Below are 17,266 nucleotides of genomic sequence, written 5' to 3'. Positions count from 1 at the left end.
GCTAGGTTATACTCAGCATCCGGCAACCGGAGCAGTGCAGCAGCAACAGGAGGTACAGCGTCCGGCAACCGGAGCAGCGCCGGTGCAGCAGCGGGATGTTCCGGTACCGCAGGGGACGCCGCAGATTCAGCCGCCGGTGTCGGTACCTCAGCCTTCGGCAGTGCGGCAGTCGCCAACCGGAACCACGCCGCCGCCCCGTGTGCAAAGCATCGATGAGCTCAAGGATGCGCTCGTTCAGCATCTACTCATAGAACATACGATGCTGTCGGCTGCGGTCGGAAAAACGCTCAACTGGCGCGAACGGGACGGCATCCTGTATATGGCTGTTCACAACCCTTTTGAAGTACAGCAGCTGCAGCGGGAAAAAAATATCCTAACCCGAAAGACGGCGGAGCTTTACGGCAAAGAATTGAAAATACAGATAACGCTCGCTCAAGAAGAGACGGTACAAAAAGTTTCCGTCCCTGCGCGGGTAGAGATGGTGCTGCGTAATATCAAAGGTAGCATCGTTGACATACAGAAAAAAGTGGTTGTAGAAGAACCGGAGGAAGAATAATGAATATAAATCCCTTTGAATTGATGAAAAACGCAAAAGATTTGCAGACTCATTTCGGGAAAATGCAAGAAGAACTGGCGGCGCTCCGCGTGCAAGGTGTTTCGGGCGGCGGCTTGGTAAAGGTAACGCTCAGCGGTACCTTCGATATGGTAAAAGTCGAATTGGATCCCATCGCTGTCGATAACCGCGATATTCCGATGTTACAAGACCTGATCCGCTCGGCTCATACCGATGCAATAGAAAAAATTAAGGATACCTTGAAGGAAAAAATGGGACCGCTCGCCGCGCTTACGGGAGGAATGCCGTCATAATGAATGCGCTTGAAGACCTTATCGACAATTTATGCCGCCTGCCGGGTATCGGAAAAAAGAGCGCCGCCCGGCTCGCATATCATATCCTGAAGCAAGAGCCTCCCTATGCCCACCGACTGGCAGACAGCCTCTACAAGCTTCACGAGAGTATTAAGCCCTGCCCGATATGCGGCGCTTTTACCGATCAGGACGTGTGCGCCGTTTGCAGCGATCCGGGGCGGGACGGCTCATGCATCTGTGTCGTGGAGCAGCCGCAGGATGTTTATACCTTGATGAGCATGGGCGAATACCGCGGGCTTTTTCACGTGCTTGGCGGCGTTATCGCGCCGCTTGAAGGTATCGGTCCGGAACAGCTCCGCATTGCAAGCCTTGTTAAGCGTATCGGCAACGGTACGGCGGTAAAAGAAGTGATTCTCGCAACCAACCCGACAATCGAAGGGGATACCACCGCCCTTTATATCCAAAAGGTGCTGCGCGATCTTCCCGTTGAGGTTACCCGCCTTGCATCGGGACTGCCGGTCGGCGGCGATTTGGAGTACACCGACAAACTGACGCTGATGCGCAGCTTCAAAGGCAGGATAAAGATTTAAGATTTATTTTTTGCTTGACAAAATGTTTAATTATCGGTATACATCAAGTGAGATTTAGTAATATATGCGGTAATCTGCCGCCCTCTAAAAGTCATCCATAAAAAGTAATCGTACAAAAAGTTTATCATCAACAACATCAAAATTCTGAGCTATTGATGTCTATACGAGAGGTGAAATAGCAGAAAGTTGTGCCGGTTATGCGTTACCGCTCAGACGGGAAAGCAAGACGGTAAAGTTCTGTCCCAGAGAAGCGGAACAGAAGAAATTATAATGCATTTTTATCGCCGGAGCGTGGGGCCGTCCATAAACTTCAGGTTTTGGATAGTTTTCTTGCTAAATGAAGCGGAGAAAAACTTATGAAAAAGATGAATCACGTAGTATCTTTTGTACTGATTTTATTAACTGTTCTTGCAGGTGTTACCTGTAAACCGTATGTAGGCTTGGGCGGTCAGATCGATATTCTTCCGCCGAGTGGGAAAATCATCTATCCTGATACGAGGGAAACGCCGATCCGTGGTTCCTTTGTGTTACAAGGCAGTGCAAGCGATGATGACGGTATTCAATCGATTTCGGTTGTTTTTGAAAATATCGAAACAAAAGAAAGAAGCTCTGCGTATCGCGCCGAAGGATTTTCCGCAGGGGATGTTTCAGCTTCGTGGACAATAAACGTAAACAACGAATCGACAGGAATCGAACCCGGACACGATCTGGTAAAAGTGTATCCTATTCCCGACGGTGAATATACGGCAATTGTGAGCGTTACCGACAAGGTTGGAAAGACGTCCACATTTACCAAGAGCTATAAAATAGACAACACCCCGCCGGTGTTTATCGTGCAGCGGCCGTCGATGTTTGTTGATGAAAGTACCTCTCCTTCACCATCGGATCCTTCAGACGGTTATGGTTCGACTTTTTCTGTTGTGGGGCAGGTGGGTGAAAAAAATACCGTTGAAAAACTGAATGTGCATGTTCCGGGAACGCCGCCGATCGATATAACTAATATGTTCGTGGGCAACAATATAAACGCACGGGTTGCCGTATCGGAAGTCATTTCAGGCAATGAAACAAATCCTTTATATAATTTGCAAGCGCAGGATAAAACAAAGCCTATCAGAAGTCAATTATATTTATACGATAATGCCCGCAAATATACTGGGGGGGTAACAGACGAAGGTAATAAAGCCGATTGGTATTATCAGTGGGATAGCATTTATACAGATGTCATAGCAAAAGGCTACACGCCTGAAGTAATCAGCGATTATTTTGCCGGTAAAAAGGGGTCGGATAAAGACGAGCATGATAAAAAAATAAAAGAATTGCGCAACGATGCGGCAGCTTTGAATATACTTAAAACGACGATGATTAAAATGACTGAAAAGCGCAGCACTTTTAAACTTGATCCCAGCCAATCTCCCGGTTTTACAGTTGTCGGCGTAAAAAGTTTACCTGTAGAGCCTGCTTTAACTCTTTCAGACGCTACGTCGATGCTCTTTAAAAGCGGAGGTGAAACGGCATTTTCGATAGAGCTTATCCGTAATAAAAATAACACTCCATTGACGGCCGGCTTTGACCTTGCTAGGTATAAGGAAAGCAATATTGAGATCGTTTTACGCAAATGGAATAAAGCGGCCGGCACGAATGAAGCGGATAGCTTAAAAAATGATGAAAATTATGAAGAGAAGAAACTGATAAAATTTTCTGAGTTGACGGATACAAGCAATATTACGGTAGTAGATGGAAAGTTACGTGTAAAATGTGTCTTTGATCCGTCTTGGGGTGAAGGATACTATGCCGTAAAGGTTAAAGGTTCCGACACCTCCGGAGCCGATTCAAATAAATTTGAAGCCTATGACACCTCTAATACGGTAATCAACAGTCTTTATATAATAAACTTTCTTGCTACCGGAAATGGGCCGAGAATACGTCCGATCCGTCCGCAAGGCTTTAAAAATACAACTGTGGATATAGAAGCGGATGTTACCGGTATCGATTCGACTGGTGCTGTATATTACAATATAGGTGCACCGGTAAATGCCGGTAGTCCCGATACAACAAAGATTCTTACAAAGGTCAGTTCCGACCCGGGCAATCCTCGCTACAAAGCGACGGTTGTTTTAACTACTGATTCGCATGGAAAGCTTCTTTGGAATGGGAACCATCTTTCGGACGGCATCCATAAAATTCACTTTTTAGCTAAAACAAATTCCGGTTCTACCGATACGGATACTACCGAATTTACCGTCGATAACACGGGGCCGACGATTGAAATAGTATATCCTGAAGAAACCGATCCGCAAGCGGGAGTGATTGTCGTTTTAGGCCGTGTCAGCGATGAATGGGCCGGAGTAAATCCCGAAAAAACTAAATACATACTGGGTAAAAAGACTCCTGCGCCGACGGTTGATACTGCTGCCGGCTGGAAAATAATGAAAGATGCTCCTGATACTTCGACAAAAGGTTCGTGGAGTATTCACATCAATTTGGATAACGTTCCTTCATCGGAATACGGTGCGGTTATCGGTAGATATAGAAAAATACCGTTATATGTTTTTACGGAAGACGAACTGGGGAATAAAGCTGTACATGAAAAACAGATACTCTTTGATACTGAGGGAACAAAGCCGATTGTGAAAGTACTTTCACCGCAGAATACTACTCCTACTACAAAATTAGGCGGTACTATACAGATATTCGGAACTGCAAGTGTACCTAAAGGTGGACCGGCAGCGGTGCGTGAAGTATATATTCAATTTTCTCGTGATGGTAATTTTACCTCTGCCGCAGATGGAACATTTGGTACAATCAATTGGTACAATAGTGGAAACGGACAGCTTATTCCGGGGACAGATACTAACGGAGGCGCAGACTGGAGAATCAGTATAAACGGCGACGGTTCATTTAATCATGCAACCAATCAAAACCAAGATGTCTATTTTAGAGTCCGTGCGAAAAATAAAAATGGTACATCGATGGGGGACTGGAGCGATAAAATAAAAATAATCGTCGATAAGTCTGCTCCTACGATTGGAAGTCCCAATGCCGTTAAAGTAGACGATTCTTCGAGTACCGTTCTTGCCGGCAGTGCAAACGCAAAAGACTATACGCCTAATATGTGGGTAGGACGCAATAAAAAACTGATCGGCTCATTAAAAGACGATTCGGGTATAAAGGCTGTTCAAATTGCATCGACCGGTTTGGCTGGCGGTGTGAACTATGATCTTGCTCAAGCTAAAGCAGCGGGTTGGATAGCTGATGCTGCAGACGGAAATTATGAGCTAAAGATTCCGTTCGACTTAGATGCGCTGAGCTCTGCTGCAAAAGCGGCTGGAGAGTTTAGTGTAACTATTTCCATTACAGAAAATACAACATCTCCGGCATTGAGTACACAACAAACGTTTACCTTCCGCTTCGACACCACCGATCCTATCGGTGATTTCGGTACCGATAAATATATGAATATCGGGAATTTTGCTTCTGATTCGATAACTGACGCACAGCTGGCGCAAAAAGTGAAAGATTTGGGCGCTACAGAATCTTCCGGCGGCGGATGCAAAATACTGGCGGACAATCATATACTCACGGTAACGAAAGTAACGGGCGATAAGATTGAATTTACCGCCTCTCCGGCTCTTACTGCTGGACGTCACAGCTATATTCTGTATAAACCGGAAACGCTGATATACAAAAACAACAGTGGAAAATGGATTATCAATGGTGTGGCGAATGACAGTGGTTCAGGTGTTGCAGAAGTGAAGGCTTGGGTAAGTGTTGAAACTGATCCCGTATTGCATACGGTAATTAAATCACCTGAAACGGTCATAAACGAAACTCATCCGAAAAACAGAATTACCAAACAGCTTGGTGGAACCGTTATGTGGAAGGGAGAGCTTGATTTTGGTTCCGTATCTGATGGTAAGGGCAAGCTGCATTATACCATAACCGACAAGAGCGGCAATGAATATACCGCTCCTGCTGTCGATGTGCGGGTAAAAAACAAGCCGATAAAGGTTTCTAAAATTACGCTCGCTACCAAGATAGGGGGAAGTGCTGTAGAGTTCGCAAATGATAATGTGAACAAAGCCCTCAAGGATATAGACGTAGATGCTAATCTCGACTTTACCGCGAATTATACCAGCAGTGCGTTCGCCTTTAAAGATAAAGATAATTCCAAAATAAAGGTTGACTTTTCCGGCGGGCAAGGACAGGTAAAATATAATTTGAAATATGCCGGTAATGTTTTGGCCGGTCATAATATGCAGAATATCAGCACCGATGGCGCCATAATGTTGAGCGAAGACAATTTGAATACAATCGATAATACTACAGACGAAACAACCAAAGAATTGGTTTTGGAACTGTGGGATAGTGCACACGACTGTACACCGACCGGCACAGCTCCGCTTGAAAAGAGTTCTTTTGCTGAAGTTAAAATCAATACGCTCTTTGATGCGCTTGACACTAAGCCGCCGACGGTAGTTATTCTTCCGTTCCACTGGAACGGCGAAACCGATAACTCTCTGTATCAAAACAGCTGTGCTAACGGACATGTGGAAATTGATACCTCTTCTGTTTCAGGTAAGGTTACAATCCGTGGCTTTGCGTATGACAATGTTCAGCTCAAGAAACTTACAGCAACGCTTCCTAACGCTTCAAACATAACTGTTACGAACACCAATAATAACTGGTCTATAGGCGAAGATATTTCAAAGAATATCAAGTTTGAAGTTGAAGAGTCTAAATACGACTATCTCGGCTACTATGTAAAATGGAAGCTGGAATGGGACAGTGAAAAAACGTCTGTAGGTCTTGGAAAGACAATCAGTGTTTCGGCTTATGACGGAACCAATTCTTCAGGAACCTCGGCTGCCGATCTGTCTTCCTCATCTTCTTCTCTAACCCGTGATACTAATGATACGGCGGAACATACGGATTTTGCCGTTGCAAAGCCCGGTCAGTTTATTCTCTTTACCAAGGGTGAGGCACAGCACTTAACCAGAGTAAAATCAGTTACCGGTAATAAGATTGAGCTTATAAATGCGGTAGATACCGGTTTTGTGACTGCTACGCTGTATCAAGATACAACAAATAAGCCTTCGATAAGTGTTAACGTGGTGCCGTATATTACCGGTGTCAGCAGAAACAGTACATATAATACAAACAGAGCGCGAAGCGGTGCGATACCCTTACTCCGCGGGGAAGCTGGCAATACGATTACAGGCTTTAACTTTGAAGGAAGCACTCCCTCTTTAAAGATTACCGCAAATAAAGACGGAACCGGTTCTTCGGTTGCAATGGAGAATCTTACTTTGAGCGGTTCGTCTTTCACCTTTACAGTTCCCGATACGGCAAAAGACGGATATTTGCATCTTGTAGTAAACGGTGTTGCTGCGGTAAATAATATAAATGCCTATACCGCAAGTAATACGGAAAAATCCGATACATACGGAGCTAAGGAACATTCCGACGATAGATTTGTGCATATTTGGCGTGTAAATGCGCATGATACGTTTAAAGGCAGCAAAAATGCTATTTATCCTGCAATGACTAAAGATAGTAATGGCACGCTCTATGCATCGTTTAGCAATAACTCAACTTCGGCAGTGTATTATTCAAATCAATTTACGGGAAGTGGTTCTGTTACAGCCGGAGATGGTGCAACAAGAGTATTTGACGGATATGACCCGCCGGAAGAAACCGATATAACCGTTACTGGAAGCGATCCAAATCCTGAAGTAAATGTACTCTATGCTGCAAATTATCATGGCGGTGGTGCTAATAACTGGGGTAATGGAGACCTTTCGGGCACAAAAAAATACCCATGGAATGATACCACTCCTGAGTATGCAGGCGGTATATACCTCTATGATAAGGATGCAGCCGTTGGAACTAGGCATACTAATGTGTATCGGTTTGAACTGTATACCTACGACAATGAATTGCAGCAGTTTAAAAACATACGGACTGTACGTTCCGGTGATAACATCTATGTTGTGTATTATGATAGATTAACCGAAGCTGCAAAATTCGCCTGGGTAGATGACAGTAAAAAACCGGATACAAGAGTCCATGCACTCCCATGGTGTGTCATAGACGGCAATACCGACATAACAGATAGAGAATATAAAGTTCCTGATCACTTGGTCGATACAGCTGTACCGCCTGATTCGCCCAATAATATATTTACATTTGTGAGTCCCAACAAGTCAGCGTATAAGACACCGTATGTACTGAACAATTTTGAAGACAGTCTTTCCGTTTCAAGTGCAGTGTGGGAATCTGTCGACGTTACGGTAACTAAGGACGGTTATCCTGTTGTAGTGTACATGGATGCTGCTACGAGAACCTTACGGCTTGCAAAAAGTACGTCAAAACAACCTACATCATCAGATCATTGGAAGATTCAAAGCGTTCTCGCTTCTTCGGATCCGAACGGTAAGATTGCAAGCGACTACATAAATGCATGTATCGGCAGTGATGGGATTCTGCATATCGCGTTCCAAAACACCAGGGGGCAGCTCGTGTATGTAAAATCCACGAATACGTCCGATACCGGTTCAGCAAAGTATAAGTTTGGCACTTCCGAAGTACTGGATGATTCCGGTACGTTTATAGAGATGACCATGGACGGCACAATGCCCTATATTACGTATATGTCCCGTCCCAACTCGTACGATGCTATCCGGATTGCCTATAAAACCTCTATGGACTTTAACAATACGGGAACGGATGTAGCTGGCTGGGAAACAATGACCGCTCCGCTTAACCAACGGGCAGCAAACGGCCGTATCTGTATTGAAACGAAGGCAAAGTATTACAATACTACGGAGAAGATGCCTGTTGCGGTAGGGTTTAAAACCAGTTCGGATTACCGCGCGGCATTCTATGTAGGAAAGTAGGTGTTTTTGTAAGGTAAAATAAAAGTTTTGGGCATTGCCGTTAAAAACTTTGGTTTTTAACGGCGACGCTTTTTGTATTGTCTTGTTTAGCGGTATTGTTCTTTCATCCACAAAAAATTATCGGCTATTTTGCTCCAACGCGAATTTTGTTTATGAGGAATACAGTCTTCCTGCCAATACCACCAAAAATAGCCGCCGATATAGCGGTGGTTATAGGGGAGCATACGATAATATCTATCTGCCTGGGCATTGAAGGTTTTTCCTGCGTTGTGTGGTTTTGCAAACCCGCATTCACCGAATCCAAGCAAAGAATTAGGAAACATATTATACAGATTTTTGAACATATTCTGCCATTCTTCATGCTTACCGTCATTATCATCGTCATAGTAACTGACTAATACATAATCAAGTGTATTCCGCATATCAGGTGGAATATAGTTTAAAAGCCAGTCCTCCATTGTTATACTTTGATAATCCGGATCAGCCATATATGCGGTAAGTGCCGTTGCAAAACCTTGCTGATGTATGTATTTCCACGCCGTATAAACCTTCTCGGCAATCAATTTCTCCGAACCGCCCAACCATCCTTCTCCGTTGACTTCATTTCCGATTTCCCAAATATCTACGTACGGCGTGAGATATGCCGCACATTCGGCGAAACGCGCCTTATAGGATTCGGCTGTTTTATAAAAAGCCATATCATACGAATCGCATGGACAAAGCATAATATACGCGACTTCGTGAATACCGGCGAGAAGTGAAACAAAATCAGCCGGCTTTTTGTCAGCATCAATAACAATACGTGCTGTCGGTTTTACCGGTAGTGCTTTAATTGCATCTATGATAGCTGTGATAGAATGCTCTGAAACATCGTCAAGCGTTATACCGTACAGCGGAGAAGGAATACGACCTTGTATGTGTGTATCCGTTGCTGTAGCGGTGTAGGCGGACAGTAGTAATATAAAAAATATTGTATGCCGTAACATAATGTTGATACTAGCATGAGAAGCAACTCTGATACAATGTACGCTTAATTGGTCAGTAAGAAGAACCGGAGGAAGAATACGGTACTGCGGTAAAAGAAGTGATTCTCGCAACCAACCCGACAATCGAAGGGGATACCACCGCTCTTTATATCCAAAAGGTGCTGCGCGATCTCCCCGTCGAGGTTACCCGCCTTGCATCGGGACTGCCGGTCGGCGGCGATTTGGAGTACACCGACAAACTGACTCTAATGCGCAGCTTCAAAGGCAGGATAAAGATTTAAGATTTATTTTTTGCTTGACAAAATGTTTAATTATCGGTATACATCACATGAGATTTAGTAATATATGCGGTAATCTGCCGCCCTCTAAAAGTCATCCATAAAAAGTAATCGTACAAAAAGTTTATCAACTAGCAACATTAAAGTTTTGCGCTATTCCTGCCGATACGGGAAGCGGGATAGCAGAAAGTTGTACCGGTTATGTCGCTACCGCTCAGAGGTGAAAGCAAGACGGTAAGGTTCTGCCGCAGAGAAGCGAAGCAGAAGAAATTATAGTGCGTTTTTATCGCCGGAGTGTGTTAGAAACGCTTGCTCAATGGAGCGGAGAAAAGGCTTATGAAAAAGATGAATCGTGCAGTATTTCTTGTACTGATTATATTAACTGCCCTTGCAGGTATTACCTGTAAACCGTATGTAGGTTTGGGCGGTCAGATCGATATTCTTCCGCCGAGCGGTGAGATCACCTATCCTGATGCGGGTGAAATGCCGATACGGGGTTCGTTTGTCTTAAAGGGAACGGCAAAGGATGACGAGGGTGTTACATCTGTTTCCATTGTTTTTGTAAATATCGAAACGAATGACCGAAAAGGTCCGTTTTATGCTGCGGTTTCAAATCCCGGAGTGCCTAGCACATCGTGGAAGGCAGATATAAATAATGAATTTACGGGAACGATAGACAATCATCCTCTCGTAAAAGTGTATCCTATTCCCGATGGTGAATACACGGCAACCGTTACCGTGACCGACAAGGGCGGAAAGACGTCCACATTTACCCAAAACTATAAAATCGACAATACGCCGCCCGTGTTTATCGTTGAAAGACCCTCATTATCGGCAGCGAATGATGCGGTCAATCCTTCGGGAGATCAATATGGTGCCGTGATGAAAATTACGGGTTCGGCAGCCGATATGTACGAACTGCGTTCGGTTACCTTGAAGGTAAATGATAGTCTGTCCATAACAAAAAAGAATAAAGAAACCTCCGTTGATCTTGTTATGGCAAGTGATCCTGATTCGGATTACACAAATTTATTGAATGCTGCAGGAGGAAATGATAAGCCTTTAAAAGCTGTTATAGCTTTACAGGATAATGCCCGAATATGTGATGATGCAACTGCCGATAATGATAATAGGGGAAATGAATCGGCTTTTTATTATATTAAAAACGAACTGGAAGCTGATCTTGATTTAAATAAATATACGGCAAAGGTTATAAGCGATTATTTTTCGGGTAAAAAAGGAAAAAACGGCGGCACCCCGCACGAACAGGCTGTATACGATTTGCGGCATACCGATGAAGCAGCCCGCAATGTTTTATTGAGTAAACGTATAATATCCAATACAACGAAAAGCGTATTTTCGCTAAATCCGGCGAAGACGCCGGGATTTAAGCTTGTCGGTATTTCACCGTTTATTGATCAGCCCAATCCCCCGTTAATGCAGTTTAGTTCAACTACTGCCTTAACTGTTGAATTATATCCGAATAGGGACGGTAATGCTCTTGTTGCAGGTACCGATTATAAAACACGTGGAATCAAAGTTTCCCTTTGCGAAGGACAAACCGCTGAAAATTTAAAAAACGGTATCTATACCGGGGAAAAAGTATTGTTTGATGCAGCAGCGGATAATGCCGATTTTTCAGGTGTCGAACTAAGCGGCAATCTTATAAAAATAACAAAATTGCTGCCTGCCGATACAAAACCGGGTTTATACAGGATTAATGTCGAAGGCACAGACGTAAAAAATAATAGCGGATTTGTACCTTACGGCGAAGGCAATAAGCCTTCAGAAGGATATTTCATTATAAAGCTTGAAGCGACAGGCGCCCCGTATATATTTTTCCGTACGTTGAAGACATATCAAAAAGCCGACTTCGACATCTTCTGTGATGTAAAAAATTTATCCGGCGGTAAAGTAGACTATAACTTTGATGCGGATCCTACAGGTACTCCTGCTTCCTCCGGTCCTTCGCTTTTAACACTAGATTCCCCGGACGTATATAAGAGGAAGGTATCAACGTCCGGACTTCCCGAGGGAAATCATACGGTTCATGTGCGTGCATATAAGAGCGATGTATTATTTAATACTGCATATGTTCCGTTTATTTTTGATAAAACGGATCCGTCGCCGGCTGTTTTAACGGATCCCGTTGAAACCGAAAATCATACATTCAGTACATGGTCGCATACATTTAAGGGAACGGCGGCCGATAAAATACCCACGGGTCTTCAGCTTAGCCAAATTTCGAATATAGATAAAGTAACCTATAGGGTCGGTACCAAGGCAAATTCGTCCGCTCCTATAGTATATAAACCTAACGAAAGTCCTGCTACACTCATTGATCCCGTATCTTCTTCAGATCCGTATAAATGGGAGGCGGTTGTAAGTTTCGGACAAAAAAAAGATAACTATCTGCGTGTAAGTATCTATGATAAGGCCGGTAATAAAACGGATACCGACTTCGGCCCCTATGAGGTAAATACCGATTCTCCGCAGATTAAATTTGAAGATATACGGTTTTCGTTGGGAACAACATATTCCGAGCCTTCTCCCGTTACATTGGTAAAACAAAATGCCGTTATCGGAAACGGAGTAAGTGAAAATAATAAAAAAGCTTCATTTAAAGTTTTTGCACACAGCACCTTTGAAATTGAAAGCGTAAAAGTGTCCGTAGGCGGCGGCGAAAAAGCAGGGACAAAAACAGGTACGGCTACCGATGGATATGAAGAATGGACGGTTAATGATGTACCTCTTGTTGAGGGAAATCCCAATTTTAAACTCTATGTTAAGTCGAAATCGGGTACGCTGACAGAATGGCAGACCCCAGTAATAGTTGATTTTACCGCCCCTAAGGTTAAGCAGTCGTCCCCCGATTTGCACGGTATTTTTTTCAAAGAAATACAACTGATGGGAACTATAATCGATGAAGTTTCTTCCGGATCCGGAATGGCTTCAGGAGCGGATGCCGATACCGTAAAATATAAAATCGGAAATTCCGGCTTTGTAACCGAGCATAAGCCCGGCGGTGTAGAGTGGAGTAAACTGACCTATTCGGGCGGTGCATGGACTATCAATATATCCGATATCGCTCGATATACAGCTGCTTATGGAGCATCCGTCCCTTCGGGAGGTACCATACACAGTATCCCCATACAAATACAAGTTTCTGATAAGGCGGGAAACCTGCACACATCCGATGTATTTACCATAAAATTTGACCCGGCGGGCGGAACTCCCTTTGCGGATTTGACTGCGCCCAAACAAGGGGATCGCTTGGGCGGCGATATTTTAATAAGCGGCAGTGCCCATGTGGCAAACCCCGCATCCGGTAAAACCGTTAAAGAAATTTATCTGCAGATGGGAAAAACACGGGCGGAGCTTGAATCGAATACCGCGTGGACCTTAAACGGTACGAATTACGGAGCTGCAAGCGGCGTTAAAATCTATCCTGCATCCGGGTCTCCCGATGTATATTATTGGAATTACACTCTGCCGTCTGAAGTTAGAGCCGATATTCTTGGTAGTGACTCTTCAAAAGAGGTGTTTTTACGTGTAAAGGCAAAAAACGTAGACGGTGTGTTCAGTGAGTGGACTCAGCCGATAAGTTTTACGATAAATACCGATGTTGCCAAATTTTCCCAAATACAGCTGCAAAAAGGTACAGAATCTAATCCTTACACTCCGAATTCGGTGTGGCTCAAGGGCGATGATTTTAAAATAACGGGATCGGTATCTCACAGTGCAGGTATACAAAATACAATAAAGGCCGAGTCTGCCGCTCAGCTGCCTCAAGGCTATGAAAAGCTTGATACGTCTAATACGTCAGGCTGGTTTACGCAAGCCAATATCGGCTCCGATCGGGGGTATAATTTTGCAATTCCCATAAAAACCTCGCATTATACTCAAAAGGCGGGGAATATTCAGTTTGATATTTCGGCAATAGATGCCCGTACGGACGGAACGCCGGTACCGGTTTCATACATGATAACGCTCAAATACGATAACAGTAAGCCGACTGTTGCGGCAGGTGTGCATAAAGTAAAAAGCGATACTGCCGTATTTACGGGCGGACAATTTGTCGCAAATCTTGACAACACGAAAAAAGATTTATACCGCGTCTTAGTCAATAATCAGGTATATAAGGTACATTCGATAACGGGTACAAATGTTGTTTTAAGCGATGCTTCATCTTTAACCGGCAGCTTTGATTACGGCATCGTAGAGCAGCCTAAAATGATTTATGATGACGGTTCGGACTATCAGATTACCGGTATTGCTTCCGATACCGGATCGGGCGTACAAAAGGTTACGGCAAAACTTGAAGTTGTAAAAGGCGGTTTGACTAAGAGTGTATCGGTTGATATGACAGCCGATCACGCAAGTAACAAAATAAGCACAGAACGCGGCAATATGGTCAGTTTTAAAGGTTCTCTTAAGACCAAGGATGTTCCCAACGGAAAAGGACGACTGACGGTTACCGCTTATGATGGAAACGGTAATGAAATTTCAGAGACGATAACGAATGTCATTGTAAAAAATAAGCCTCTTGAAATTAAAAAGATCGTTTTTAAGACCGACTTATCCGGTGATGGAGATTATAATGATCCTAATGAAACTTTTGAAAGTACCGATTTCGGAAGTTTAGATGCCAACAGGGATTTTACCGGAACGGTAAATGCAGCATCCGAATTTACGTTTAAAAATCCGATAAAATCCCAATTGATAGTTACACTTAAAGGCGGTTATGGGGAAAGTGTAAAAGTATCTTTACTTAACGGCAGTAATGTTGTTAAATCTGTTTCTGTAACCCCCAATGCTTCCGGTCATGAGTATCATGTAGACCTTGATTTAAGTAATGTTCTCAATATCGGGGATGCTGTCGAAAAAGCACTTGTTCTCAAAGTTGAAGACGAATCGATAGGAACGGTTCCGTCGGATCCGCCGGCTCCTCCTACACCGGCTCCTACCAGTCCGTATTGGTGTGCCCAAGCGGATATAACCGTAGGTGTGGATGTTGTCGACGATGTTACGCCCACCGGTTTTATTATGCCGATGTACTACAACAGCGATGACAGCCGTATAACAAAGCCTGCGGATTTACCCCTTGTCAGTGTTGTCTATGATGTTGAAACCGATGCAGGTGTAATAAAAAAGGTAAAAGAGCCTGCAGGTCATATCGAAATATCGGGAATAAGCTCTATAAATGCACATCCCTGTGTTTCGGGTAAGGTGATGCTTCGCGGTATCGCTTACGATAATATTCGGCTTAAAAAACTTGAATTAAGCGGAGCGGGAATCAGCGGTGTAAGCAATGAGTTTACAAATGGAGCCTGGTCGGCAACTTCTCCTCTTAAAATTGTGAAAAAAGGCTTAAGCAATACCGGTCACTATGTTGAATGGGAATATGAGTGGACAACGGGAACTCCTGCGTTGGCTCAAACGGTAACGCTCAATGTAACCGATGCGGCAAGTAAAACAAACGCAGCAGGGAAAACCGAACCTGCCGAAAAAATCGGTACACGGAACGGCGATCGGGGTATGACTCTTGCTTCCGATACAAACCACACTGCGGTAAAGCATCAGTTTATACGTCTGTATGAGAAGGTAAATAATAAAGAGGGCAAAAAATCATATCTGGTGCAGGTTGATACCGTTTCTGCCGACGGAAAAACGGTTACCTGGAAGGACACAAGTGTTCCTACTGGTATTACAAGCTACCGCCTGTATGATAAGAATTCCAACAATACAGCGTTTGCTGTGAATATCGTGCCGTATATAACAAAGGTTACTACAAAACTCTCGGATCTCAGCAGCAACGCTTCCGTCTATAACAGAACGGCTTTGGGAAAATATCCTGTAGCTGATGCGGAAGAAATAACCATAGAAGGCTTTAATTTAAGCGGTGCAGAATTTAAGCTTAACGGAACCGATCTTACTGCCTCAGGCACCAAGTATAAAATAGGTTCTGCAAAATCGGGTGCCCTTGTTGCAAAAGTCGGACAGATTGAGTCAATCAATAACATAAACGACGATACTAAGCCTTATAATCAGGAACCGAATAAGGTTAATAACGACTTATTAACAGATGACCGCTTTATTGATGTGTGGCAGTTTAAACAGGCGGCAAAACCGGCAAACGGCTTTATAAGTTATCCTGTATTAAAGGTTTCTCCCAAGGACGGAAGTGTAGGGCTTGCCTATGCAAACGGCGTTGAATACTTTAACATGGCAGGCTTTGGTAATACTGCAGGACAAACCGATTACAAGAGTGCACGTCGTTTTGATCAAAACTGGGCGCAATATGTGCATACGGATTTTGTCTTTGACGAATACGGATATACCTATGGTATGGCGACCGGTGTCGATATGAACTCTGGGGATAGTGGAGGCGTTGCCTCTTATTCAAAATTTGTTTCCCGAAGACCCGGAGAAATAAATAATTTAAATAATTATGGCAGCAACGGCGGAGCAGGGAAGCCTCCAAGAGGTGAACAGTTTGGAATCGGTCTTCGCCTTGAAAATATCGGTACTACCAATAATCCCTATACAGCAGACCCCGACCGTATACAGTCGCCCTCGATCACAACGGTTGCAGGCAACGCTACTAACGAAGAGACCTTTATCTATCTGGCATATTACGATGCTATCAATCAGCATATTCGCTATCGCTGGGGTTCGGTTAGTAAAAAGACGAATTACTGGGGCAATCCAGAGCAGCCGTATCATAAATATGATGGGCAGCTGATAGACCTTAAGGGTTACGGTAAGATGCAGGAACCTCCGGCATCGTCATTTAGCATATTGGCAGGGCCTCCTGCAAAAAAATATCCCGGAGATAATGGCGGTTCTACTCAAACAGGAACTGTTAATAACTCCGGTAAATATGTGTCGCTTGCGGCGGTTAAGGCTGCTACAGCCGGTACAACACACGATGTAGTTACGGCTGTATGGTATAATTTTAAGGAGCGTTCTTTAATGTATTCATACGCAGGCGGAACAGAAACTCCTCGGAAGGATAATGTTACATGGTCAGCTCCCGTCAAAATAAGTTCGGGCGGTGAATATGTACGCAGTGTTGCAGACCCCTCAGGCGGTATACACGTAGCATTTTACGACAGCGGTAACTTAAAGTACGCTTATTTGCCGGCATACAATAATGCAAGCTGGTCTGTTGTCATTGTAGACTCCTATTCGCTTACCGGTACGCACGTGTCTATTGATCTTGCACGGGCCAAGACTGGCGGAAAATGGATACCGTACATCAGCTACTATATGCAGGGCGGAGCAAGTGCGAAGCTTGCTTACTTGGTCGATGAAACGGCTCCGTCTGCATCTGAAGTGACTGCGGGAATAGGAAGCGGAAGCATAAAAGCCGGTGCCCTTACCGATGAAAGATTTACCGGTGCATGGGAGGTTTCGATTGTTCCGGCTACGAATATGATACGGGAATACCGCATCAATGTCGGTGTGTATAAAGATAGTTTTACGGGTGTGATAAAAGAGATTCCTACGGCTTCGGGTACTGTAGGTACTGATGAATGGATTGTAGGCGGTAACGGCACTGCAAATCCCATCCTCGGCTATGCCGTTGCCGAAGACGGAGCCTTTGAAACCGCACAGAAGAAGTAGACTGGGAGCTGTTTGAGTAT

The 17,266-nt window shown here is 44.1% G+C and carries 6 protein-coding genes and 1 pseudogene; 6 read left to right on the top strand and 1 reads right to left on the bottom strand.

Annotation, left to right across the window (positions count from 1 at the left end; translation table 11 throughout):
• Window positions 1-34: 34 nt before the first annotated feature.
• From E4N65_RS06580 to E4N65_RS06565, 4 genes are all read left to right on the top strand, one after another.
• On the top strand, window positions 35-556 hold the full coding sequence (locus tag E4N65_RS06580; protein ID WP_235619691.1) for a DNA polymerase III subunit gamma/tau: 522 nt from the start codon (window positions 35-37) through the stop codon (window positions 554-556).
• Entirely contained in the window at window positions 556-867 is a 312-nt protein-coding gene (locus tag E4N65_RS06575) for a YbaB/EbfC family nucleoid-associated protein (protein ID WP_044016029.1), read from the top strand. Before E4N65_RS06580 ends, E4N65_RS06575 begins: the two co-directional genes overlap by 1 nt.
• Window positions 867-1,457 (top strand): recombination mediator RecR, encoded by a 591-nt coding sequence (gene recR / locus E4N65_RS06570; RefSeq protein ID WP_044016031.1) that lies wholly within the window; start codon window positions 867-869, stop codon window positions 1,455-1,457. The genes E4N65_RS06575 and recR overlap by 1 nt, the downstream gene beginning before the upstream one ends.
• A 356-nt stretch (window positions 1,458-1,813) precedes the next feature.
• The gene (locus tag E4N65_RS06565) at window positions 1,814-8,353 is read left to right on the top strand and encodes a hypothetical protein (RefSeq protein WP_253672351.1); all 6,540 of its coding nucleotides are present in this window, start codon (window positions 1,814-1,816) and stop codon (window positions 8,351-8,353) included.
• An 86-nt stretch (window positions 8,354-8,439) separates the two neighbouring features.
• Here the strand turns inward: E4N65_RS06565 and E4N65_RS06560 are convergent, their stop codons facing one another.
• Entirely contained in the window at window positions 8,440-9,339 is a 900-nt protein-coding gene (locus tag E4N65_RS06560) for a hypothetical protein (RefSeq protein WP_044016035.1), read from the bottom strand.
• A gap of 89 nt (window positions 9,340-9,428) precedes the next feature.
• Here E4N65_RS06560 and E4N65_RS06555 point away from each other — a divergent pair.
• Window positions 9,429-9,620 (top strand): annotated as a pseudogene (locus tag E4N65_RS06555) (toprim domain-containing protein); the annotation flags it as partial.
• A gap of 333 nt (window positions 9,621-9,953) precedes the next feature.
• Entirely contained in the window at window positions 9,954-17,246 is a 7,293-nt protein-coding gene (locus E4N65_RS06550; protein WP_253672349.1) for an Ig-like domain repeat protein, read from the top strand.
• Window positions 17,247-17,266: the final 20 nt, after the last annotated feature.

Origin of the sequence: Treponema sp. OMZ 855, assembly GCF_024181145.1 — a bacterium.
Classification (GTDB): Bacteria; Spirochaetota; Spirochaetia; order Treponematales; family Treponemataceae; genus Treponema.
Note: the sequence above shows the minus strand (reverse complement) of the source record. Positions and strands in the feature narration are given on the sequence as shown.

What these genes read in the sequence shown, in the direction of transcription:
- E4N65_RS06575 (WP_044016029.1), top strand. Translation starts at nt 556, where the DNA reads ATGAATATAAATCCCTTTGAATTGATGAAAAACGCAAAAGATTTGCAG.
- recR (WP_044016031.1), top strand. Translation starts at nt 867, where the DNA reads ATGAATGCGCTTGAAGACCTTATCGACAATTTATGCCGCCTGCCGGGT.
- E4N65_RS06565 (WP_253672351.1), top strand. Translation starts at nt 1,814, where the DNA reads ATGAAAAAGATGAATCACGTAGTATCTTTTGTACTGATTTTATTAACT.
- E4N65_RS06560 (WP_044016035.1), bottom strand. Translation starts at nt 9,339, where the DNA reads ATGTTACGGCATACAATATTTTTTATATTACTACTGTCCGCCTACACC.
- E4N65_RS06550 (WP_253672349.1), top strand. Translation starts at nt 9,954, where the DNA reads ATGAAAAAGATGAATCGTGCAGTATTTCTTGTACTGATTATATTAACT.